A 24,290-nucleotide genomic window follows, 5' to 3' on the forward strand; every position below is an offset into this window, starting at 1 on the left:
TTATCAAGAAAGTTGGATGACAGAAGGAAGAACTATTAGTTTCCGTTATCGGGCGCTTTAACGGAATAAAAAAGCGTTCAAATTTGCATTATCGGGCAGTGAAAGAGGTGAGCCAAATATTTTTTGTTTCTAAGAAAGACGCTTTTTACTCTGTTGTTATACGGGGAACCATAGTTTTGATTTTAAGTGTTGTTATTCGTTCTATTATTGCTTTTAGCGCATCTAATTTTATTGAAGGATTAGTTGGATTTATTATAGTGGTTTTACTTATTTGGGCGTGGTTTAGTACGGGTTATCAAATTGTAAACGATATTGTTAAAGTAAAGGCTGGACCATTTAAAAAAACAATAAATATACAAGAAATTAACAAAATTAGTAAGAGGAAAAGTGTGTGGACAGCAGCTGCTTTAGCTACTGATAGATTGGTAATACAGTACGGAAAATATAATTTGGATATTCTTGTGTCTCCTAGGAATGAGAGTGATTTCATTAAACTCCTTCTGAGCAAAAAACCACAAATTCAAATTGAAAAAGCGTTATCCCAAAAATATAAAATCTAAGATCCACTCATTATTTTTTGAATAGTCAATCTAGAAAGGTCTAGTAGTGTAATTCCGGAATCGGGCGCTTATCCGGAATAAAACCTGCGCTCAATATTGGAGAAAAGGGTCATTTTATTAAATAAATATATAAGCAGTGTAAGGGGGTTGGAAAAATGATAAAGGCTGTCCTATTTGATTTAGATGGAACTTTATTAAATCGAGATGAATCTATAAAAGGGTTCGTAAACCACCAATATGAACGACTGAAAAAGTGGGTTGGTCATATACCCAAAGATAAATACATTACAAGATTTTTAGAACTCGACAAGCGTGGGTATGTTTGGAAAGATAAGGTATATCAGCAATTAATCCAGGAATTTGATATTTCCAAAATGACTTTGGAGGATTTGCTACAAGATTACATCAGTGAGTTTAGGTTTAATTGTGTTCCTTTTGATAATTTAATTCAAATGTTAGAAGATTTAAAGAGCAAAAATGTCCTTTTAGGTATGATTACAAACGGTTATGGGCAATTTCAAATGGATAACATTAAAGCCTTAGGAATTGAGCGATATTTTGATGTGATTTTGGTATCTGAGTGGGAAGGGATAAAAAAACCTGACCCTGAAATTTTTAAAAAGGCTTTAGAAAAACTTGACGTACCGCCTGAGCAAAGTATATTCGTTGGGGATCATCCTAAAAATGATGTAAAGGCTGCTCAAAGTATTGGAATGAAAGGAATATGGAAAAAGGATCTCCAATGGAACGATGTTGAAGCGGATTTCACAGTTAATGACTTGATGGCACTTCCATTAATCGTTAAGAATTTAACTAGAAGAGTGGAGTAAAAGCTCACTCTGAAAAGAGTGTAATTTAGATCAAGGGTGATAGAAATTGTTGAATTTAGAAAAAGTGACTAAAGGTAAAGAAAGCATTTTACATAACCTCATGCAATTCTATATATATGAATTTAGTAAGTTTGTCCCTGAAATTAGATTAGAACAAGACGGCACGTATAAACTATTTAACTTAAATAGGTACTGGGAAAATTCCAATTTCCACGCATTTTTTATTAAGTTAGAAAATGAATACATTTGCTTTGCTCTTGTAGAAAGTGAATCAAAATCCTTTCCTAATACTTTTCATGAGTTCTTTATCATTGCAACATATAGCGGGAAAGGTTATGGGGAAAAGGCTGCAACAGAACTTATGCTTATGTTTCCAGGTAATTGGATTATCACTCAAATTGAAGCAAATTATCCCGCTCAGGCATTTTGGAGAAAACTTGTTTATAAGCTAACTAACGGGGATGTAACTGAACGATATGATAAAGAGAGAAGGTCCATCCAAGAATTTCACACATCCTCAATAGTAGATGTTGCACAGTACTTCTACCGCAATAGACATTTCAGAAATAACATTAATATAGCTTAACTTCATTATTTTTTTATCTCCAATCTTGAGGAATATATTTTCTAACCAGGGGGTATGTCCTTTAGGCCCTATTGCTCTAGCTGCATGTTTACAAGTCGATGCAACATGTTACAATGCTGTTACCAAAGAGACAACAGAGCTAAAAGAGGGAAGAGTCGTAATTGATTTAAAGGATATTGAGGGATCTCCTGATGGAATGACCATCGATGTCAACGACCGGTTGTGGGTAGCGCTTTGGGGAGGATCTCGAGTCATCTGTGTTGATCCACGGCTGGGTAAAATCGTTGAATCAATTACCTTACCTGTTTCAAATGTGACAAGTTGTACATTTGGAGGTCCTAAAATGCGAACGCTTTATATTACAACAGCGAGTGAAGGGATAGGGAATGATAAGTTTAAATTAGAACCGTTGGCAGGATCATTATTCTCATGTCAGGTGGGAGTACAAGGACTAGCTTCTATTCCGTACGTATAATGATGTAGTCAATAGTGGTCTGAGGTGTACCATCGTTCGTACAATCAGGAGGCAAAGTAGCGACCGGCTTATAGGAAATGCTGTTTTGCTTCTCCATATTCCTTCTAATAAAAATAAGTTAAAATTAAAGTGAATATCATTAGTTACCATTGTAGGAATAGATTGTATAATAAGTAATTGCAAAAGGGGGATTCAGATGGATGCAATAATGCTAGAAGGTTGGACGCCTATATTGCTTATGGGTATTGGTAGTGCTATTATTCTCTTTTTTATATCTCGTAAAATTTCTAGAAAAGCCTTATTATTAACCTCCACTTTATTGAGTGTAATTTGTATTGGAGTTGTCATTTACAGTAAAGACGTTGTTGGTGGATGGGAAGGGATAGGATTAGGAGTAGTTACATTTATTGTTTTCATAGGAATATGGCTAGGTACAATAGTAGGGGCTGTTAAAAGAAGTACCAATTAGGGTGACTTTCAATTGAATTATCGTATGGTAAATCCTATGAAATATCTTTTCCACCATGGGTCGCCCTTCTTATGGATTTAAGGGCTCGATGATAATCTAAGGAGGAACTTTTGTGTCACAATGCACGAACTGTAGTTATAAATGGAAGGTTAGAGAAATTTTGTCTCTCGGATTCTCAAAGCAAGGAAAAAACTGTCCAAATTGTTGTTGTAAGCAATACATTTCTGCAGAAACTCAAAGGTTATTCACATTTGGTTATCTAAGCATTTTATTCGTTCCATTTCTACTTTTTCGTATCAAACTAAGTGATAAAGATGAACCAATGTGGTAGCTTCATACTAGGTTTTGTATTGCCAACAAAATTGGAACCTTTTGTGCTATTTATTATAAATAACTTAGTGGTTGAACGATCTCACAGGCTTCACTTTCTTTAAGAAATTGATTAACAATAGCAGGATGTGAAGCACCTACAATAAATAGTATTCGATCTTCCTTTGAACGAATCAAACGCGTTAGGTTTGAGAACATTATTAGATTTCTTTTGTACCACCAACTTAGCCATTTTATGCCGATATAATTGTTGATATCGCCAATTCGAGCAATATTTACATAATGCTTATGTATTTTATTGAGCCAGATTGGATCATTTAACTCTTTATAATAATCTATAATACGCTTATTTTTCGTTAATTCAGGTACAAATAAATCATTATAGATTTCATTGAAAAGGTCTGGTTGATTTACTTTTACCCACTTCTCAATTTCTCCATAATCCATGTCGGCATCCCCCATCCAATCAACAGAATATATCTGTTCATGCCCAAGCCTTACACCTAAACGAAAACCTATTTGAAAAATTTCATTCATTTCTAAATTGTAAGTTCCGAGTTTGTATTGCCTATACTTTTCATTAGTGAATACACTATCTTCTGGTACCTTTTCAACGGCAATCTTTGTTGGTTTAAAGTTTACTAATTTTGAAACTAGTTCCTCAATTTCTGTTTGCCTTTTGTTAGAATACAAACCTTCATGTTCAGCCATGTGAAAGGTTCCGAGTACAAGAACTTTCGCCTTTTCTACATTCATTGAGATTCCCCCCTTTTTAGTAATTACGTGCTAGTTTAATAATATCTTAATTTCTCTACTGAGCGATATAGGATTTATTGATGCAATATATGATGTGGATTCATCAAATAAAGACAATATTGTTTACCCACAAGACGGTTTTTCTAAAACAATTGGAAAAGAGGAGCATATAGTTTTTTTACCATTTGACGGTTCAATGGCTGTTCCTGATGCATGTATCATGATTGAAAAACTATTAGAAAGAAATAAATTGAACATTAAAGATGTTGACGCTTTTTGTTTCTCTCAGTTTGCATTGACCAATATATTAAAAATCCAAGATCATTTTAATATTCAAGAGGAAAAAGTCGTCTATATTGGAGATAAATATGGGTATACGACTACAAGCAGTCCATTTATTAGTCTATATGAGGGAGTTAAGTCTAGACAAATTAAACGGGGAGATACGGTATTGTTTTGGACTATTGGATCGGGTCATGAAATGGTCGCTATGTTATTTAAGTATTAATTTTTTCGTTACTCTAGAATATTACTATTTGTATTATGAAGCTGATTGGCTGGATTGAGTTCAATAAATTTACTGGGCTTAATCCAGTCGATTTTTAACTTATTTGGGCGCAAAAATGATGAAAATAAAAAGTAGAGGTATAGGTAAAAATGTTATGAAGAATTCAGGTATAGATGGTTCTTTAAATAAAGAAGCAGGTCAAGAGGACGTTTGCAACCACCTAAAGAGGAATTGAATTTTCCAGATTGGAAACTATGGTTTAAATTAATATAAAATCAGTTTGATATTCCGATAATTATCTTCATATATAATGAAGATGGGCTAATAATCAAAGAGTTGAAAGCAAGCTAAGCACAGCGAAGGACAATGTAATCTTACTTTATTTTTTGTATTGGCTTTGCATTCACAGGTCCCATGCCTCGTGGTATTTCTCTAAATTGACCAACGCTGGATTCGAGGGCATCTGCAATATGTTTTACCGCAATATTTGGATCTACTTTATCTCCGCATGTATAGACATCGATACTTGCATAACCATGCTCTGGGAAACTATGGATAGTTAAATGGGATTCAGAGATTATAACGACACCGCTTATCCCATATGGTGCGAATGGATGAAACACAACTTCACGTACTTCTGCACCAGCTAAGACTGCCGCCTCTACAAATGTATCTCGAATAAAATCGATATTGTTTAACTTTTCTAAGTTGCATTCCCACAGCTCAGCAATGATATGCCTTCCCAATACATCCATGTGATGAAACTTCCCCTTACATAAAATATTTACTACTCGTATATAGATGAGTATAAACCGATTATATTGTTTATGCAATTTTTCTAGATTAGAATAAAGAGGTATATACTTCGTTTTTTATAAGTAGTTTTAACTACAACATCTTTAAATTTTTATTTTTTAGGTCAATCAGTTAGAATTAGAATAGGATAAAAGGTCATATGATTATTATAAACAATAATGATGACTAGTTTATGTGGGGTGAATTTGTGGGACTATTTTCTAAGCTTTTTTCCAAAAATAAAAAAAGTGAACCTGCACCGAAAGAAAGAGACGTATTTACGATCAAAGTCGGTGATATTGTAACATATGATTTAGTGGATTATGAAGTTGTCGGGAAAATAACGTATCGTTCTGGAAATTATGAGTGGTATAGTTACCAGTTATTAGAAGGAAAGAATACGGTATGGTTAGCAGCAGAGATGGATGATGAATTAGAGTTAGGGATTTATAATAAAATTACTTTCCCTGTTTCTAAGCCATTTCCAAAAGAACTTAGTCATGAGGGTAAGACTTATTATTTTGATGAATCTGGCATGGCTAGAATAATTGGTGAAGGTAGAAGCGCCAATTTACAAGGATCTGAAGTAGAATATGCAGAATATGTGGATGAAGATGAAGAAGGATCTATCAGCTTGGAAGTATGGGGATCTGAAGTAGAAGTGAGTGTCGGATATCCAATTGAATCCTATGAAATTAAAATTATGGCTGGTTCATTATAAATTAATGAAACCTAAACGAGAGTTATCCCGTATTACATGATGTCAGAAAAAAATACTAATTGATTATAATTTGAAGGAGAGAATTATATGTTTAAGTTTTTTAATCGAGTGAAGACAGTGGTAAGTTCAGAATTGAATTCTGCGCTTGATAAAGCAGAAGATCCGGTAAAAATGTTGGATCAATTCATGCGTGATATGGCAGAGGATATCCGCGAAGTAGAAACAGCTGTTGCAAAGCAAATTTCCAATGAAAAAATGCTAAAACGTAAAGCTGATGATGCGAAAGCAATGATGGAAAAACGTCAGAAACAAGCAGAGCAAGCAATTGAAGCGGGAAATGATGACCTAGCTCGACGCGCCCTGCAAGATAAGAAAGAGCATGAAGCCACTGCAACTAGCTTGAATGAGTCTTGGACAACAGCGAAAAATGATGCTGAAGTTCTTAAATCAAAATTAGATGAAATGAAAAAGGAATACCAAGAAATGAAATTGAAGAAGGATTCCTTAAAAGCACGTGCTGAATCTGCTAAAACAAGAACAAAAATTAATCGTACGATGTCATCTATCGGAAATGATAGCTCTAAACAAGGTTTTGAGCGAATGGAAGAGAAAGTAATGCGATATGAAGCAGAAGCAGAGACAAGTGAAGCGATGTCTTATGAAAGCCGATCCTTAGATGATGAGTTTGAGGAATTAAATAAACAGAATGGTGTTGACGATGAGTTAGCAGCATTAAAGGCTAAAATGAATAAAGAGTAAGTTGTCTAGATAAGGGCAGTGCTTTAATTAGCTGCCCTTTCTTAAAGGTGGAGGGGGATTGATTTGTGTAAAAGATGGATGTTATGTATAGGGATGTTACTGTTCATTCTGTTAGCAGCGTGTTCTTCAGAGGATGAGGCAATTACGGCAGAAGATATCCCAGATGAACCACAGAAACAAGAAATCAAACAAACAATTGAAAATGCTGCTAACGGCAATGATGAAATTGACGATGTAATTGCAGACGTATTTCCGCTTATCACAACTATAGATGGCGATACGAACGATTCGAAAGTTTATGCAACAACAAGATTTACGTTGTCAGAGTTAAGTCTTCTATTTTCTAATCAGTTCCAAGCGGAAGAGATCAGTGAAGTAAAGGATAATCAACAGATAATTATTTTTAATGATACCTTTGTGACCTTGCGTAAAAATGAGGCTGACCAAGAAGTATTATTGATTGAAGTCGCTGATGAGGAATTTGTAAGGAGAAATTATTCTCCAAGCTTTTTAGGTACATATTTTTCCATCCGACTATTAGATAGTATGTTCGGAAACAATTGGAATCGTAATTCAAATGGAGACTATTCTGGTATGGGAAGCTACGGCGGTTCTGGTGGAATTGGCCGCGGAAACACGACATTTAGAGGCGGCGGACCTGGAACAGGAAAATAAAAGGAAGGTGATTATATGGAATTGTTTATTTCTACATTAATTTATTTTGTTATCGCAATAATTATTGTCTTAGCTGGATTATTTATTTTTGAGAACATGACCCGTAAATATAAGGACATGGAAGAAGTGAAAAATGGAAATGTAGCAGTGGCTTTATCTGTTATTGGAAAAATTGTAGGAATCTGTATTATACTATCTTTTGCAATTTATAATAGCGGAAGATTTACTGATACGATTATTTGGGGTATTGTCGGTGTGGCACTACAAATGATTGCATATTGGTTATTCGATTTATTTACAAGAAATTTCTCGGTAGAAGACGAGTTGAAGAAGAACAATATCGCCGTTGGTGTTATGTCCGTGGGAGTATCTATTGGCCTAGCATTTGTAATTGGCGCATCGATTACGTAAAAATATGAGAGTTTACAGCCAGGTATTTGCTTGGCTGTTTATCGTTTTATGGCTTTTTTCTTTATAGTGGAGTGGATGAATGTTGAATGATAAAGCAATTAGACAAAGTAAAATTATTTATTGGTCCTCGGGAATTGTGTCCATTTGTGGTATTATTTTCGAGGTTTTATTTGGTGCGTTAGGTTCCTACATATTAGGTGATGGTGTTAAACAATATACACTTACGATCTCCTTATTCTTAACAGGTATGGGAATAGGAGCTAGCTTAAGTGAGAAGTTTATGCGGAATCTGATCATTAAGTTTGTTTGGATTGAATTTTGTGTAGCATTAATTGGTGGTTTTTCTAGTTTTATTATGTTTGGTATAACCGCTTTTGCACCAGCTGGAACGGATGCGTTTTACTTATATTCTATTACGCTAATCATTGGTGCCTTAACAGGAGTTGAGCTACCAATATTAATTCGTAAAGCAAATGAAATCGGTGTGACGTTAAATAAAAGTACCGCTCGTGTGTTATTTTCTGATTATGCAGGGGGACTAATCGGCGGGGTATTATTTGTCTTCTTATTCCGACCTTATTTTGGTATGGTAAAAACAGCATTTTTAGTTGGATTAATTAATTTAACAGTTGCATTAATTGTCTTATGGTTATTTAGAAAAGAGATTCGGCATTTTATCGTACATGCTGTCATCGGGGGAGTCATTGGTGTGTTACTAATAGCCGGATTGTTTTTCGGTGAAGAAATGGCGTTTAATTTTGAACAAAAATTGTATCAAGATCCAATAATTCATATGGAAGAGAGTAGCTATCAAAAAATCACAGTTACACAAGATGAGAAAGATATTCGACTTTATTTGGATGGATCTTTGCAATTTAGCTCGGTCGATGAGCATCGCTATCATGAAGTGCTCGTCCATCCGGCCATGGCAAATGTAGAGACTCCAGAGAATGTCCTTATCCTTGGTGGCGGCGATGGAATTGCAGCTAAGGAAGTTTTAAAGTATCAAGATGTGAAACAGGTTACGCTCGTTGACTTAGATCCAGCAGTTGTGGAGTTGGCAAATGAGAATCGGCATTTGCTAGAGATTAATGAAGGGGCCTTAATGGATGAAAAAGTAGAAGTGAAAAACATGGACGCCTTTCAATTTTTAGAAGATACATCGGAATGGTATGATGTTATTCTTGTAGATTTGCCTGACCCAAACAATGAAAGTCTAAATAAGTTGTACACGAAGGAATTTTATTCCTTGGTACGCAATCACTTAAAACCTGAGGGGACACTCATGGTTCAAGCAACAAGTCCAGTTTTCGCCAGAGAGGTATATTGGACGATTTCAGAGACGATTAGTTCAACGAATCTGAATACGGAGAATTTACATGTAGATGTACCGAGTTTTGGTAATTGGGGATTTGTTATGGCAAGTCGTGAGGAGATTGATTTAGATATAATGGAAATACCGGTTTCTACTAGATTTTTAACAGATGATATGATGCCAGCACTAACTGCATTTGGCAAGGACGAAGATCAACAGATACCGAACTTTGAGTTAAAAGCAAATACGCTTATTGACCCTCACTTGATTCAAATTTATGAAAAAGCATGGGAGAATTATTAACTTTGGACAAGGAATAAGTGGATATATTAGCCTTAAAAGCGATACCTATTGCAGCGTATCGCTTTGTTTGTATATCGTAGGAAATAGACTTACCTTTTACATAGTTTTAGAATGAATGGGTCTATAATATTTCAGAAGGAGGAAGTTATGTATACCATTGGACAAGTTGCCAAGTTTTTAGGTGTTTCTAGAGATACATTAAAGTATTATGAGGAAAAGAAATTGGTTAATCCTATCCATGATGGTGTGAATGGATATCGAAAATATAATCAATATGATATTCATGACGTAATTACAACGAATTTCTATAGAGAGATTGATATAGAAATTAAGAAGATACAAGAGATAAGAAACAATATGAGTATAGACAATCTAGGTCATTTATTAGAAGAGAAAAAAGCGAAAATACGTGAGGAAATTGAACATAAAAAGTTACTACTAAACAAAATCGATGCTGTTAAAAGAGATCATGTTAATATTAATAAATATTTAGGCGATTTTACGGTTAAAGAGATGAAACCGCTGGAACTAATTGGAGAAATAACGGACTTTACCGCTTATGATGAATATGAAATTATAAGAAATAACACCGCGAACAAGAAGGCTGTTACTTTATCAAGTGCGAGGCGTGTCATCCACTTCAATGAAAAAGGGATTAAAGATGAAAAGTTTATTATCGTTAAAAAAATCGAAGAAAATAAAGTACACGGTAGAATTATATCTTATACCAAATGTCTTTATATGGTAATAGAAAATGGTAGGGCGGTAGATGGCGGAAAGAATATTGATAATGAAATTGGTGAAAGACTTATAAAAATTGCTCGGGAAAATAACTATGAATTAGTAGGTATTGCATATATCAATATTTTAATGACGACGTATGAAGAAGGACTCGAGCGTGTTTTTCTAGAAATGTACGCCCCTATAAAATAATTAAGTAAGGTATTGAGCTAAGGGTAACCCATGAGTTTAGAATGATAGTGTCAGCGTTTCATGATTTTAACACTATTATTTAAGGGAGTGGCTCAATATGAAAAAGAAAAAAGCATTTCAAAAACCTTTAGTAGGCTTCATTGCATTAACCTATGCTATATTTATTGTTTTTTTTATCGGAATAGGAATTAGTTTGTTATTAGAAGTACCTCCGAGTATAACGAATACGTTACAAATTATTTCTTCATGGTCATCAACCTTTGCATTTCTTATTTTGTTTAAACGGATTTATCCGGGAGTAAAGTTAATAACTTTTGTAAAAGAATTATTTACTATAAAAATAAAGCTTTCAGTTTTAACTACGATTATAATCATTCAAGTTATAATCATCGTTACTACAATATTTATATTAAGCCATATAAATCAGAGTTTAGCATTATTCTATTTAGGACCATTACCATTATTCATTATGTTTATTGATAATTTAGTTAGGGGACCTTTAGGTGAGGAGCTAGGTTGGAGGGGATATGCATTAAATGAACTTCAAAAGCGGTGCTCTCCTTTGAAATCTTCTATCATAGTAGGCGTTTTATGGGGAGGTTGGCATACACCACTGTGGTTTGCTACGGGATATACGGGTATTCATTTATTCAAATATATTTTGCTTTTTATGATTGGAATTTTATCATTTTCTATAATTATGGCGTTTTTCTACAATCTAAATAAGAATCTAATGATCCCGATAATTATGCATCAGTTGTTTAACTACTCTTTGGTGATTGTTAAAGGAGATCTATTAGACATTCTCACATATGTCATGATTTTATATTTAGTAGTTGCAATTCTAATGATTTCTATAAATCCCAAGAGTATTTTATACTGATAATTTTATCCTTTATTGAAAAAGTTACCAGAATCATATCTTGAAGGTAACTTATTCCCTGATATAGTTTGTTTAATTGATTTTTAAGCCATTTTCTTTAACTTACATATAATAAACAGAAAAATGGTAATATTATATTTACTTCATATATATTAAAAAATTTTCACAATAGGTTTATAATGGAGAATAAGGGGTTAATGTTTTATTTATGTTTTAAAATTTTGGGGGATAAGGAAGGATAAAATGAGTAACAAACACACGCAAGCAGACGTTATCTTAATTGGTGCTGGCATAATGAGTGCTACATTAGGATCACTTCTGAAAGAACTATCACCAAACTTAGAAATTAGAGTATTTGAGAAGCTCGAAAATCCTGGAGAAGAAAGCTCCAATGAATGGAATAATGCTGGTACAGGGCATTCAGCATTATGTGAGCTTAATTATACTTCCGAAAGAACAGATGGATCTATTGATATCAATAAAGCGGTTAAGGTCAATGAACAATTTCAACTATCAAGACAGTTTTGGTCTTACCTTGTAAATCGTAACTTGATTCGTAATCCCGAAGACTTTATCAGAGCGTTACCACATATAAGCTTAGTACAAGGTGAGGATAATGTTACATTCCTTAGAAAGCGCTTTAAGGCATTAGTGAATCATCCATTATTTAATGGTATGGAGTTCTCCGATGATAACGAAAAGTTAAAAGAGTGGATGCCGCTTATTATGGATAAACGAGATACAAATGAACCTATTGCAGCGACAAAGATTGATTCTGGTACAGATGTTAATTTCGGTGCTTTAACGCGTCTTTTGTTTCAAGAGTTTGATCATAAAGGCATTGATGTGAATTACAATCATAGTGTAGAAGATATTAAACGAAATAGTGAAGGATTATGGGAAGTAAAAGTTCATGATATGAACGATGAAAAGATTGAATACCATACTGCTAAATTCGTCTTCATCGGTGCTGGTGGTGGAAGTTTGCCATTACTTCAAAAAACAGGTATCAAGGAATCGAAACATATTGGTGGCTTCCCTGTTAGTGGTTTATTTATGGTATGTAATAATCCGGAAGTAATCGAGCAGCACCATGCGAAGGTCTATGGGAAAGCTAAAGTTGGTGCACCACCGATGTCTGTTCCGCATCTCGATACGAGGTTTATTGACGGGAAAAAATCGTTACTATTTGGACCTTTTGCCGGTTTTTCACCAAAATTTTTAAAAACAGGTTCATTATTTGATTTAATGCATTCTGTGAAATCGGATAATCTTTTTACCATGCTTTCTGCTGGTATGAAGGAATTACCGTTAACAAAATATCTCATTCAACAGGTTGTCCTATCGAATGAAAAACGTATGGAAGAATTACGTGAATTCATTCCTAATGCACAAAGTAAAGATTGGGATATTGTTATAGCAGGACAGCGTGTCCAAGTAATCAAGGATACGGAAGATGGAGGAAAAGGTACACTACAATTTGGTACGGAAGTTGTTTGTGGTGAGGATGGAACCATGGCAGCACTATTAGGCGCTTCCCCAGGGGCATCTACCGCAGTACATGTGATGCTAGAAGTGATACAAAAATGTTTCCCTGAGCATTTGCAAGAGTGGGAACCAAAAATTAAAGAAATGATACCTTCTTATGGCATAGCACTTTCTGAAAATCCAGAGTTATATAAAGAGATTGAGGTATCTATCGAAAAGGCACTTGGTTTAAAGAACGAAGAGCCCATGGTAATACCTTCTTGATAAGCAAAAGAAAGATCTGTGATATCCTATCACAGATCTTTTTCTATGCCGTCAAAGTAGGTTGATAGTCTTACCTACTTTTACATCTTTATTTCAGTTCATTAACAACGTTAGAAGAAGGAATCTCCTGTGCGTAATTTATAAGTGGAAAATGATAGAAACATAAAACACATAGGGGGTTATCAACATGAAATTTTTAAAATTACTTACACTGTTGGCTATCACATTAGGTGTAGTACTATTTTCAAACGAAGCACATGCTAGCAGTAAGTATACGGTACAAACGGGAGATGTTCTGTCTGAAATCTCGAAGGAACATAATGTAAGTGTTGCAACATTAATAGAGTTTAATACATTTATAACAGATCCAGATATTATTTTTGCTGGTCAGTCAATTACAATTCCAGATGCAAAGGGTGAAAAATTCACAGTAACTGCTTATACAGCAGGTCATGAATCTACCGGTAAAGAACCGGGAGATCCAGCTTATGGTATTACCGCATCGGGTACAGAAGTGCAAGAAGGACAAACCATTGCTTGTCCAGAATCCATGTCATTTGGAACTAAAGTATATATACCATATTTTGATAATACATTTACATGTGAAGATAGGGGAAGTGCCGTAACTGAAGGAGACTTAGATGTATATATGTCAGATGTGGATGAAGCAATAGAATTTGGTGTAAAAGAATTACAAGTCCAATATTAGGTTGAAATCAATTTTATAAATACAATATGTAGATTAGTATTTTACTAGCTAGTAGAGGGAGAATATTCCTTTGTTAGCTAGTTTTATTAATGTTTCTGTTTTGAAATTACAATAAATTGCTCATATCTCTTTGATAGGAGTTATTTTTTTATTAACTAATAGATGATACAGTACTATCTAAATTTCAATATATTCCAAGTCAAACGCCTTTAAATTCTCCTTCATTGTTATAATGTTGAATAATATTAGTAATATTAAAACTGTAAGGCATCACTATATGTTATTGACATCTAGATGTCAATAACATATAGTGAGAATATGGAAAATTTTAACGATGATAAATGGATTACACAAATGAAAAAAGGTGTTTATGAACTGGCTATTTTATTATTAGTCAGCAAGCAAGATATGTATGGTTATGAAATTAATAATGCGTTGAATAACTTACCAAGTGTGAGCTTGGCTGCGGGGTCCATCTATCCAATTTTAAAAAGGATGGTTAATAAAAACTGGATTTCCTTTTACTGGGTTGATTCTGAAGATGGTCCAAGACGTAAGTATTATAAAATAACGGAAGAAGGAGAAAGTGTTGCTCAAAAAAGAATTAGCGAGTACGAGGAGTTATTTGATTCATTACAAAGCTTAAGAGGAGGATTATATGAATGAAAAAGACATATTTACTATTGATGATTATTTAGCTCAATTAGAATCACAATTACCAAATGATATACCAAAATCAGAGAAAGATTCACAACTTTTGGAAATCAAAAGTCATTTAGAAGAAATCGTGAATGAAAATGAGGAGAGAAATGTAAATAGACAGGAAGCTGAAAAGTTAGCAATTAATGAGTTTATTTCTGCAGATATGTTAGCGAATCAAATTAATAGTGAATACAAGAATAATAAGAACAAAGATTTTGATTCAGATGACTTTAGGTTCAAAGGGAGTATGGGTTTTCTTTTCTCTGGTATGGGATTACTACTAGTGTCAGTGTTTCGAGGAGCATTTGAGTTAGAAATGACACTTGTTGGCTTAATTGCTATTGCTGCAGTATTATTTGGTTTAAGTTCTAAGTCTATTCGATGGACAAGTGAAAGAGTAGATTATATAAAAACAATATCAAAAAATCTCTTATATATAATTCTTCCGATGGGTGCTGTTACATTTATGATTAGAAGCTTTTTGGATGGAGCAGTGAATTTTACTGCATTCTTCTTCTTTCTTTGTTTTATGTTTATAGTTTTTGCGATCATTTTTTACTTGAGAAGACTCTTTTATCAAAAGAAGTTAAATATTTAAATAGATGAGTCATCTCTATCACAACGAACAGTTTTTAAAATGGATGATTATGTGGAGAATTCAGTCCGAAAAAGATCTTTTAACCTAGTGAGGACATGTACGGGAAAGATTTTGTTTAAATTAAATTTGAATAGCATTTTAGGATTTTATATCGTCTATCGCAAGTGATTGGTAGTAATACTCCCTTCTTAAATCCTTAGAGAGAATGCTATAGAGCCTTTAGGGTGCATCTTGTGATAATAACATTCAAGTGAGAGAAAGAAATCCCGATGAAAGAGATTTTAATTTCATCGGGGTTTTTTGGGTGTATATAATTTGCTGAATTCTCCTTGATAGTGAATAGCACGGTCCTAACTCCATCAATTCAACATTAAGAATCTTATAAACATCATTAATTAAAGCAGTGATGTTGACAGTTTTTCCTACTTCCCTTGAAAAATGGTTCAGCTATAAAAAATAGTTAAATAAGCTTCTAGTTGTTAACGACATGAATATTGTTGAATATATATTGATCAATGATGTCTTAGCCTCATGACAATGGTAATGTTTTTACCGTAAATAATTTAATTAGTTACATATAATGTACCTTTTTTAATGAATTAACAAATGTAATGAAAATTACTTGGTATAATGTAAAGATATATCAATACATGGATAATTTTGTAATTAATTAAATAGGGGAGGAAAAGTATGACTTCATACAAGAACAAAAAAGTCATTACCATTGGAATAGTAAATGAATTAACTGGTCTTTCTGTACGACAAATTCGTTATTATGAAGAGCGGGGATTAATTTACCCAGAAAGATCGAAAAATGGTACTCGAAAATATTCCTTCTCTGATATCGAGACACTGATGAATATTGCAGAGCAGCGAGAAGAAGGTGTGCAAACTAGAGAAATAAAACATAATATGCAGAAAAAGAAAAACAAGCAAAAGGTTAAGGAAGAGATGCTCCGTGGACAGATTAACGCACATTTTCATAAAAAATAACTGTGTAGTGAAATATAAAGCTGTTGAAATTTATTGTTAGAAAATCTTACAAATGAATTGCAGTATGATAGGAACTCCTTTTTAATGTATAAGTATAAAATAAAATAATTGAATCTTTAGATAATACTAAATTACTAGTTTATTATCTTTAATTAATTATAGGTAGTATAAAAAGGAGGAGTTTTGATAGTGGAAGCAACTATGACTGTTGCAAATAGTCCTATTGTATGGTTATTCGCTTTCCTGGTTATTAGTGTGGTCGCTTTTCAAGGAATAAAATTTATTTTTTTAGCGTTAAAGACGAGTCCCAGTGTAGGAATGACGAAAGAAGAGACGAAGAGTGCAATTAAAGTTGGAGCGATAAATGCAATTGGACCTTCATTAGGTATTATTATTGTTGCGATATCATTAATTGCTTTATTAGGAGAGCCGCTTACCTTGATGCGCATCGGTATAATTGGGTCCGCAGGGATTGAGGCTACAGGGGCTCAGCTTGCAACTTCATCTGCAGGTGTTGACCTAGGGACATCAGCCTTTACGAATGAAGTATTTACATTAGTAGTGTGGGTATTATGCTTAGGCGGAATCGGATGGTTATTAGTTGTTACATTATTTACAAAGTCACTTGGGAAAATGCAAGCAAAAATTGTTAGTAAGAATAAAAATAAACAATTTCCAATCATGATTATTCTCTCAACAGCAGCGATGTTAGGTATCTTTAGTAACTTTGTGATGGATGAAATGGTAAAAGGAGTGACAAGTGCAGCTGTTATTTTTGCATCAGCTATTGCGATGATTCTTGTTTCTTTAATTACTAAAAATATCAAGAAACTCAAATGGTTAAATGAATACTCCTTAGGAATATCAATTATTGTTGGTCTGTCTGTTAGTTTTATGATGTTCTAATATAGATAAAAAGGGAGATGAGTATGAATGGAAGTAAGTAGAAGAGTCATAGAAACAGAAGAAATACAGTCAGCCAAGGCATTGAGTATGTCACTATTTCACCAACGATCTCATTTTTGGGGTAGGGTAACTATTTGGACTGTAATCCTATTAACCATTAGCTTACCTTTTACTCTATCATTTTATCTTGGTTATCACCCTGGGTGGCAAGCCATATTAACTGGATTTTTAGCATACGCATCTGTAGTGGGAGTGATTTGGTTTGTCGAACCAATTTCATATTATCCAACACTTGGGGTATCAGGAACATATATGGCATTTCTTACTGGAAACATTGCCAATATGTGCTTACCATCAGCAGCAGCTGCACAGAATGCGATAGGAACGGATCCTGGTTCTAAAAAAGGAGAAATTGCAGCTGCATTAGCAATTGGTGCTGCTTCCATTGTAAATCTATTATTTTTAATCATGATTATTTTAGGAGGATCCTATATCCTGTCTATTATTCCTGAGTCCGTGAAATCTGTGTTCCCCTATATTGTACCTTCTATTTTTGGTGGGATATTTGCACAATTCGCATTGAAAAAACCACTATATGGTGCAATAGCAATTTCGATTGCTTTACTATTATATCTACTTTCTATACCGACGTTAATTAAAGGATTGTTATGTATTATTTGTACCGTTTCTATAGTACTTGTAATCGAGAAAAAGAAATTTAAAAATAAAGTAGCCTAATTCTAGGAGGATGTTTCATGAGTAAAAAAGATATTTTAGATTGGATAAGTACAAATGAGGGGGTTTTTACGGACATCGCGAAAAATATTTGGGAAAATCCACAATTAGCTTATGATGAAGATTATGCAAGCCAGCTACAAATAGATACGTTAAAAAATGAAGATTTCCGTATTCAACCTAATATTGGTGGGGTTCCTACTGCATTTGTAGCTGAATATGGGAGTGAAGCACCAATTATTGGTGTACTAGGCGAGTTCGATGCTTTGCCCGGTTTATCACAAACAGTATCACCAACAAAGGAAGAAATTGTAGCTGATGGACCAGGGCATGGATGTGGTCACCATCTATTAGGAACAGCTGGTGTTGAAGCAGTAATTGCATTAAAGGATTATATGAAAAAAGAAGGTATTAAAGGAACCATACGTTATTATGGGTGCCCAGCAGAGGAAGTACTTTCAGGTAAAACATATATGGCAAGAGAGGGTGTATTTGATGATTTAGATTGTTGTTTGACTTGGCATCCTGGTACATCAAATTTTACAGTGAATCAAAGTATGCAGGCGATGGTTTCTGTTGAATTTGTATTTACAGGGATAACAGCACATGCTGCTGCAGCACCGCATGCCGGAAGAAGTGCTCTTGATGCAGTAGAGTTAATGAATGTCGGTACAAATTATATGCGAGAACATGTTTTAGATGGATCACGAATTCATTATGTTATAACTAATGGTGGACTAGCTCCAAATGTTGTGCCCGATCAAGCGAAGGTATGGTATTACTTACGAGCTGCTACGAAGGAACAAGTGAATGATATGTTACGAAGAGTGAAAAAGATTGCAGATGGAGCAGTGTTAATGACAGAAACAGAAGTGGAATCAAATATCTTAGCATTTGCTTACGAAACACTTCCAAATGAAACATTAAATGACGTAATGTATGAAAATATGATGCAATCGGAGATATCATTTACGAAAGAAGAAGAAACATTTGCAACACATTTATTAGAAAGTATTGATTCAGAGATTGTAGAGATGTCGAAAAAACAATTACGTGATCAAGTAGATGATTTACTTCCGACACATATAACTAATAATAAGCAATTACTAGGGTCTTCAGTCGGAGGCTCAACGGATGTGGGGGATGTAAGTTGGATTACACCTACTGGAATGGTGATGACTACTTGTGCACCTGTTGGGGTCCAGGCACATACTTGGCAAGCCACTTCAGCTTATGGTTCTTCCATTGGCTATAAAGGGATGCATTTAGCAGCGAAAACAATGGCATTAACTTTATATGATCTTTTTTCAAATGAAGAGCTTGTTGTTCAAGCAAAAGAAGAATTTAAACAAAGTACAATAGACAAGCCTTATAAAGCTGGGATACCTGATGATGTTAAGCCACCAGTAAAAAGGAAAGTAGATCCTGTTCTTGCATCCATGAAGTAAATAGAAAATATACGTAGAGCATTCTCATTTTGATGAGGGTGCTTTTTTGATAGTTAAGAAGCATTTGTAGGAAGAAATTTTACACCTAAATTAGTAGAACACACTCGTGATGGTTCTTAACAGACGCTTGTGCTTTTTCTCAAATTAGCAGATGGCTAAAGGATTATTTTATCGAATCTATACAAAAAATGTAGGAATTTAGAAGGAAACGAAAATAGCATGGAAAAAATTATCTTTATTTCCATGCTGATTTTTTAGTTATTAGGTGAAAATCGCACTATATCAACACTTAAACTGTATAGTTGGTTCTCATTTCCTTAAATTAAACTCAATGATAATTATTTTGGATGGTAATAACTGTATTTTAGAGATAAGTAACTGTTATAGACCGGTATATCAACCTTCAGGAAGTTATGATGAGCATAATATATTGTATGTATCCTAAATAATATAGGCTTTTTTACCTTGTTGACGGATAGGTTCATGTATTCTAAAGTATTCAGTATATGATAATGATAATCATTATCATTTAAATTACCAATTGATACCAACTAAAGCTCGTCTTTATTTTTTTATATCTCATTGAGAATGATTATCAATTGAAGGAGGTATGGTGAATTGATGGAAAAGAAAGTTGCCATTGTTACGGGTGCAGCTCAAGGAATGGGATATGAAGTATTTCATGCTTTAGCAGTGAGAGGTTATGTAACGATAGGAATTGATATCCAAGAAGAAAAGCTACAAAAAATTAAAGATATAGCTGAGACGGATCATTTAGCAGCTGAAACATTTTATGCTGATGTCTCTGATAGTACAAGGGTCAATGAAATTATTGATCAAGTATATAAAACCTATGGAAGAATAGATGTTTTGGTTAATGCAGCTGGAGTACTTTCACTAGGAGAGGTAACGACACTTTCCGATGAAGACTGGGAGCGAACATTTGCTGTAAATACCAATGGCGTTTTTCATGTTTCGAGAGCTGTATGTAATCGAATGAAAGAAAATAAACAGGGTGCAGTAGTGACTATTAGTTCCAATGCAGCGTCCGTACCGAGAACGTCAATGGCAGCTTACAGTGCTTCCAAAGCCGCTTCCCTGATGTTTACGAAGTGTCTAGGCTTAGAAATGGCGAGTCATGGAATTCGATGTAATATCGTATCACCAGGTGCGACGGATACAGAAATGCAGAGGGCATTTTGGAAGGAAGAAGCAGATATAGAAAAAGGAATAAAAGGTATTCCAGAACAATATCGAGTGGGTATTCCATTGCAAAAAATAGCGAGTACAACAGAGATCACTGAAGCAGTGTTATTCCTACTATCGGATAGTGCAAGTCATATAACCATGAATAATATTGTTGTAGATGGAGGAGCCACATTAGGTGCGCAATAGATGGAATTAAAGGGAGCTGAATAGTATGTCTGTAAAGACGTTAAATGAAGAGCAACAATTAATTAATCAATATAGTCAAGAAGATTACTTATTGTCTTTTCCAAGCAAATGCATTTTAGGTAAAGGGAAAGCAGTTGAACTAACTAATTCGGAACAAAACGGATTGCCATTTAGCAAAAGAATCGAATCCCTTCTACATAAAGGAACATTGAATGGGATGGAAAATCCAATTGTTATTGGTGCTTTGCCATTTCATCAACAAGATAAAGGGACATTAGTTATACCAGAAGAAATTCAGCAATCAGAAGTACAACAAATTGTAGATAATTCATTGTCATCAGATAATGTCTCTTCAACACATATACAATCGATTCCCTCTGGTAAGGAATATGCAAAAGCAGTGGAGAGGGTTACGAAAGAAATTCAACAAGGAAAGTTAGAAAAAGCGGTTCTTGGCAGGGTTCTACAAATAGATGTAGACAAGCAACCAACTATTTCACAACTCGTTCAGAACCTAATTACACATAATCATGATAAGTATAATTTTGCCTTAAATACATCAGAAGAAAATAAAGAAAAAACATTAATTGGTGCTAGTCCAGAATTATTAATTTCCAAAAAAGGAAGCATCGTTGTTTCCAACCCTTTGGCCGGATCGCGTCCAAGGCAAAAAGATCCAGAAAAAGATGTATTAATGGCGCAGGAATTACGCCATTCAGAAAAAGATTTGCATGAACATAAGCTTGTTGTTCAGTCTGTAGCAAATGCATTGCGACCTTTTTGCAAGGAGTTACATGTACCAAAAGAACCATCTATCATTCATACAGAGACAATGTGGCATCTTTCAACAGAAATCATTGGTCATTTAGAAGATCCGTTTACACAATCAATTGAAATAGCTGAAAATTTGCATCCAACACCAGCGATATGTGGAACTCCAAACGATATTGCATTGGAGAACATTAAGCAGCTTGAACCATTTAACCGAGAATATTTTACCGGTTTAATTGGTTGGAGCGATAAAAATGGAGATGGTGAATGGGCGATTACAATTCGCTGTGCGGAGATAGAACAAAATAGGATTCGTATGTTTGCAGGTGCAGGAGTTGTACAAGATTCAGTCCCAGAAGAAGAAAAAAACGAAACGGCTGCGAAGTTACAAACGATGCTACGTGTATTTGGAATAGATTTTTACGAAGAGGAAGGGAATGGATCATGCTAGAAGGGTATAAGCCATGGCCAGAGAATCTTAGAAAGTACTATCAAGAAACTGGTTGCTGGACGGGAGAGACTTTCGGAGGAATATTAGAGCAACAAGCTAGAGACAGAAAAGACAGTATTGCGATTACTGATGGAGAGAAATCCATTACGTATCAGCAATTAGATGAAAGAGTAAACAAACTAGCTGCAGGATTCATGAAATTAGGTATAGAGAAAGAAGATAGAGTAGTTCTTCAACTACCAAATACTATTGAATTTTTTGAGGTTTGTTTCGCGTTATTTCGAATTGGTGCTTTACCTGTTTTTGCTCTACCGCTGCATCGAAAAATGGAAATTAGTTATTTCTGTGAATTTACAGCAGCTAAAGCGTATATCATTCCAGATGTATTCGATAAATTTGACTACAGAGATCTAGCAAATGAAATAAATAACTCTATTCCTACTCTGGAGCATACGATTGTTGCAGGTGAAACAGATAATTTTATTTCATTAGAAGAATTATATATGGATGATTCAGCATCTTTTCCAACTATTACTGGAAGTGATTTAGCTTTTTTCCAATTATCAGGTGGAAGTACTGGATTACCTAAACTAATTCCGCGTACACATGATGAGTATATTTATAGTCTTCGGAAAAGTGTGGAAATATGTCGAATTAGTCAAGATACGAATTTCTTAGCGGTTCTACCTGTTGCACATAATTTTACGATGAGTTCACCAGGAGTTTTTGGTGTCATATATGCTGGTGGGAAAATTATTCTAAGTAAATATCCTAGTCCTGATGTGGCTTTTCCGTTAATAGAAAAGGAGAAAGTAGATTTCACATCATTGGTTCCACCATTAGCGATTGTATGGTTACAAGCGCAGAAAAGGACAAAAGCAGATTTACGTTCGTTGGAAGTCATTCAAGTTGGTGGAGCAAAATGCAGTGTTGAAGTTGCGAAACAAATTGGCCCGGCGTTTCACTGTAAATTACAGCAAGTATTTGGTATGGCAGAAGGCCTAGTAAATTATACGAGATTAGATGACGACGATGAAGTAGTTATTCATACACAAGGCAAACCGATGTCAGCGTATGATGAAATTCGTATTGTGGATGAAGAAGATAATGAGCTACCAGTAGGAGAAACAGGACAACTTCAAGCGAGAGGTCCATATACCATCATTGGTTATTTCAATGTAGAAGACCATAATGCAAAAGCTTTTACTTCGGATGGTTTTTATCGCACTGGAGATTTAGTCAAACTAACGGAGGAAGGGTATCTAATCGTTGAAGGAAGAGATAAGGATCAAATTAATCGTGGTGGCGAAAAAATTGCCGCAGAAGAGGTAGAAAATTATATCCTATCACTTTCAGGCATACATGATGTAGCAATGGTGAGTATGCCAGACAAATTTCTTGGAGAAAGGTCTTGTGCCTTTGTCATAAAAAATGATGAAGAATTAACGAGCAATGACATAAAGGATTTCTTACAGCATAAAGGAATAGCTAATTTTAAAATCCCAGATCGGATAGAATTCGTGGATCGTTTTCCATATACAGCACTAGGTAAGGTGAGTAAGAAAAACTTAAGAGCAATGATAAAAGAAAAAATCACACAAAAAAGTTATTAAGGAGAGATAAATAATGTCAATACCGTCTATAGCAAGTTATACATTACCAACAGAAAATGAATTACCAAAAAGTAAAGTGGATTGGAAAGCAGAGGCAAGCCGTTCCGTATTATTAATTCATGATATGCAACAATACTTTTTAGATTTTTATGGTCAAGATTCGCCTCTTATTCAACAATTGATACAAAATATATCGACGATAAAAGAGACATGTACAAAGCTTGGAATCCCTACAATTTATACTGCACAACCTGGAGATCAAAACCAAGAAGATCGAGCGTTACTTACAGATTTTTGGGGACCAGGTCTAGATGATGATATAGAGCAGACAAAAATTACCGACCAATTGGCACCAACGGAAGACGACATGGTACAGACGAAGTGGAGATATAGTGCATTTAAGAAATCACAACTATTGGAATGGATGCAGGAAAACGGGAAGGATCAATTAATCATTTGTGGTGTCTATGCCAATATTGGCTGTATTGTTACTGCGGTTGAAGCATTTATGAGTGATATTCAACCATTTATTGTTGCAGATGCGATGGCAGATTTTTCGAAGGAACAACATGAAGAAGCATTAGTGTTTGGAGCAGGACGTTGTGCAAGACCATTAATGATGAAGCAATTAATAGAGGATATTTCATCTGAAGAAACAATTACGGTGCAATCGATTAAAGTACAAGTAGCAGAAATGTTGGAAGTTTCACCGGATCAATTAAATGAGCAAGATGACTTAATTGAAAGTGGATTGGATTCGATTCGAATTATGATGCTAGCAGAAGATTGGAGTTCTAAAGGAATAGATATAAGTTTTATAGAAATGATTGAATCTCCTACGTTAGAAGCGTGGTATCAAAAATTAGTTCCAGAATACGAAACCATACAGGTAAAGTAAGGGGATGTTT

General features: G+C 34.5%; 27 protein-coding genes. 25 read left to right on the top strand and 2 right to left on the bottom strand.

Annotated elements, in window-relative coordinates:
• The first annotated feature begins 98 nt into the window (after nt 1–98).
• From OB_RS17845 to OB_RS05020, 5 genes are all read left to right on the top strand, one after another.
• Nucleotides 99–560, top strand: coding sequence for a PH domain-containing protein (locus tag OB_RS17845; protein WP_160162347.1), 462 nt, complete (start codon nt 99–101; stop codon nt 558–560).
• Nucleotides 561–715: 155 nt separating this feature from the next.
• The gene (locus OB_RS05005; RefSeq protein WP_011065334.1) at nt 716–1,390 is read left to right on the top strand and encodes an HAD family hydrolase; all 675 of its coding nucleotides are present in this window, start codon (nt 716–718) and stop codon (nt 1,388–1,390) included.
• Nucleotides 1,391–1,439: 49 nt separating this feature from the next.
• Entirely contained in the window at nt 1,440–1,976 is a 537-nt protein-coding gene (locus OB_RS05010; protein ID WP_231846994.1) for a GNAT family N-acetyltransferase, read from the top strand.
• Between the two features lie 25 nt (nt 1,977–2,001).
• On the top strand, nt 2,002–2,451 hold the full coding sequence (locus tag OB_RS18085) for an SMP-30/gluconolactonase/LRE family protein (RefSeq protein WP_011065336.1): 450 nt from the start codon (nt 2,002–2,004) through the stop codon (nt 2,449–2,451).
• Between the two features lie 196 nt (nt 2,452–2,647).
• A complete protein-coding gene (locus OB_RS05020) occupies nt 2,648–2,920 on the top strand; it encodes a YesK-like family protein (RefSeq protein WP_011065337.1) in 273 nt (90 codons plus the stop codon).
• Between the two features lie 384 nt (nt 2,921–3,304).
• Here OB_RS05020 and OB_RS05030 read toward each other — a convergent pair whose 3' ends face one another.
• Nucleotides 3,305–4,006 (bottom strand): DUF5694 domain-containing protein, encoded by a 702-nt coding sequence (locus OB_RS05030; RefSeq protein WP_011065338.1) that lies wholly within the window; start codon nt 4,004–4,006, stop codon nt 3,305–3,307.
• A gap of 94 nt (nt 4,007–4,100) precedes the next feature.
• On the opposite strand from OB_RS05030, the gene OB_RS05035 reads away from it, so the two are divergent.
• Nucleotides 4,101–4,514, top strand: coding sequence for a 3-oxoacyl-[acyl-carrier-protein] synthase III C-terminal domain-containing protein (locus OB_RS05035; protein WP_011065339.1), 414 nt, complete (start codon nt 4,101–4,103; stop codon nt 4,512–4,514).
• 374 nt (nt 4,515–4,888) lie between these two features.
• Here the strand turns inward: OB_RS05035 and speD are convergent, their stop codons facing one another.
• Nucleotides 4,889–5,269, bottom strand: coding sequence for an adenosylmethionine decarboxylase (gene speD / locus OB_RS05040; RefSeq protein ID WP_011065340.1), 381 nt, complete (start codon nt 5,267–5,269; stop codon nt 4,889–4,891).
• A gap of 248 nt (nt 5,270–5,517) precedes the next feature.
• Here speD and OB_RS05045 point away from each other — a divergent pair, with 248 nt between their 5' ends.
• The 19 genes from OB_RS05045 (at nt 5,518) to OB_RS05135 (ending at nt 24,280) form a co-directional block, all read left to right on the top strand.
• On the top strand, nt 5,518–6,030 hold the full coding sequence (locus OB_RS05045; RefSeq protein ID WP_011065341.1) for a DUF4178 domain-containing protein: 513 nt from the start codon (nt 5,518–5,520) through the stop codon (nt 6,028–6,030).
• A gap of 87 nt (nt 6,031–6,117) precedes the next feature.
• Entirely contained in the window at nt 6,118–6,789 is a 672-nt protein-coding gene (locus tag OB_RS05050; RefSeq protein ID WP_011065342.1) for a PspA/IM30 family protein, read from the top strand.
• A 63-nt stretch (nt 6,790–6,852) separates the two neighbouring features.
• On the top strand, nt 6,853–7,464 hold the full coding sequence (locus OB_RS05055; RefSeq protein ID WP_011065343.1) for a DUF4247 domain-containing protein: 612 nt from the start codon (nt 6,853–6,855) through the stop codon (nt 7,462–7,464).
• Nucleotides 7,465–7,479: 15 nt separating this feature from the next.
• The gene (locus OB_RS05060) at nt 7,480–7,875 is read left to right on the top strand and encodes a DUF350 domain-containing protein (RefSeq protein ID WP_011065344.1); all 396 of its coding nucleotides are present in this window, start codon (nt 7,480–7,482) and stop codon (nt 7,873–7,875) included.
• A 79-nt stretch (nt 7,876–7,954) separates the two neighbouring features.
• Nucleotides 7,955–9,493, top strand: a complete 1,539-nt coding sequence (locus tag OB_RS05065) for a polyamine aminopropyltransferase (protein WP_011065345.1) — start codon at nt 7,955–7,957, stop codon at nt 9,491–9,493.
• Nucleotides 9,494–9,640: 147 nt separating this feature from the next.
• Nucleotides 9,641–10,426 (top strand): MerR family transcriptional regulator, encoded by a 786-nt coding sequence (locus OB_RS05070; RefSeq protein WP_011065346.1) that lies wholly within the window; start codon nt 9,641–9,643, stop codon nt 10,424–10,426.
• 97 nt (nt 10,427–10,523) lie between these two features.
• On the top strand, nt 10,524–11,309 hold the full coding sequence (locus OB_RS05075) for a CPBP family intramembrane glutamic endopeptidase (RefSeq protein WP_011065347.1): 786 nt from the start codon (nt 10,524–10,526) through the stop codon (nt 11,307–11,309).
• A 243-nt stretch (nt 11,310–11,552) separates the two neighbouring features.
• On the top strand, nt 11,553–13,061 hold the full coding sequence (gene mqo, locus OB_RS05080; RefSeq protein ID WP_011065348.1) for a malate dehydrogenase (quinone): 1,509 nt from the start codon (nt 11,553–11,555) through the stop codon (nt 13,059–13,061).
• 187 nt (nt 13,062–13,248) lie between these two features.
• The gene (locus OB_RS05085; RefSeq protein WP_011065349.1) at nt 13,249–13,770 is read left to right on the top strand and encodes a LysM peptidoglycan-binding domain-containing protein; all 522 of its coding nucleotides are present in this window, start codon (nt 13,249–13,251) and stop codon (nt 13,768–13,770) included.
• A gap of 318 nt (nt 13,771–14,088) precedes the next feature.
• On the top strand, nt 14,089–14,436 hold the full coding sequence (locus tag OB_RS05090) for a PadR family transcriptional regulator (RefSeq protein WP_011065350.1): 348 nt from the start codon (nt 14,089–14,091) through the stop codon (nt 14,434–14,436).
• A complete protein-coding gene (locus tag OB_RS05095) occupies nt 14,429–15,070 on the top strand; it encodes an HAAS signaling domain-containing protein (RefSeq protein ID WP_011065351.1) in 642 nt (213 codons plus the stop codon). The genes OB_RS05090 and OB_RS05095 overlap by 8 nt, the downstream gene beginning before the upstream one ends.
• A gap of 690 nt (nt 15,071–15,760) precedes the next feature.
• Complete coding sequence (locus tag OB_RS05100) at nt 15,761–16,063, top strand: MerR family transcriptional regulator (RefSeq protein ID WP_011065352.1); 303 nt, start codon at nt 15,761–15,763, stop codon at nt 16,061–16,063.
• A gap of 189 nt (nt 16,064–16,252) precedes the next feature.
• Nucleotides 16,253–16,969 (top strand): DUF5058 family protein, encoded by a 717-nt coding sequence (locus tag OB_RS05105; protein ID WP_011065353.1) that lies wholly within the window; start codon nt 16,253–16,255, stop codon nt 16,967–16,969.
• Between the two features lie 27 nt (nt 16,970–16,996).
• Nucleotides 16,997–17,707 carry a hypothetical protein gene (locus OB_RS05110; protein WP_011065354.1) on the top strand — a complete coding sequence of 237 codons (711 nt, stop codon included), beginning with the start codon at nt 16,997–16,999 and terminating at the stop codon, nt 17,705–17,707.
• Between the two features lie 17 nt (nt 17,708–17,724).
• Entirely contained in the window at nt 17,725–19,152 is a 1,428-nt protein-coding gene (locus OB_RS05115) for an amidohydrolase (protein ID WP_011065355.1), read from the top strand.
• A 621-nt stretch (nt 19,153–19,773) separates the two neighbouring features.
• Complete coding sequence (locus OB_RS05120) at nt 19,774–20,547, top strand: 2,3-dihydro-2,3-dihydroxybenzoate dehydrogenase (protein WP_041544100.1); 774 nt, start codon at nt 19,774–19,776, stop codon at nt 20,545–20,547.
• A gap of 25 nt (nt 20,548–20,572) precedes the next feature.
• Nucleotides 20,573–21,769 carry an isochorismate synthase DhbC gene (gene dhbC, locus OB_RS05125; protein WP_011065357.1) on the top strand — a complete coding sequence of 399 codons (1,197 nt, stop codon included), beginning with the start codon at nt 20,573–20,575 and terminating at the stop codon, nt 21,767–21,769.
• Entirely contained in the window at nt 21,763–23,382 is a 1,620-nt protein-coding gene (locus OB_RS05130; protein WP_011065358.1) for a (2,3-dihydroxybenzoyl)adenylate synthase, read from the top strand. The genes dhbC and OB_RS05130 overlap by 7 nt, the downstream gene beginning before the upstream one ends.
• Nucleotides 23,383–23,395: 13 nt before the next feature.
• On the top strand, nt 23,396–24,280 hold the full coding sequence (locus OB_RS05135; RefSeq protein WP_011065359.1) for an isochorismatase family protein: 885 nt from the start codon (nt 23,396–23,398) through the stop codon (nt 24,278–24,280).
• Nucleotides 24,281–24,290 lie beyond the last annotated feature (10 nt).

The organism is Oceanobacillus iheyensis HTE831 (genome assembly GCF_000011245.1).
Taxonomy (GTDB): domain Bacteria; phylum Bacillota; class Bacilli; order Bacillales; family Amphibacillaceae; genus Oceanobacillus; species Oceanobacillus iheyensis.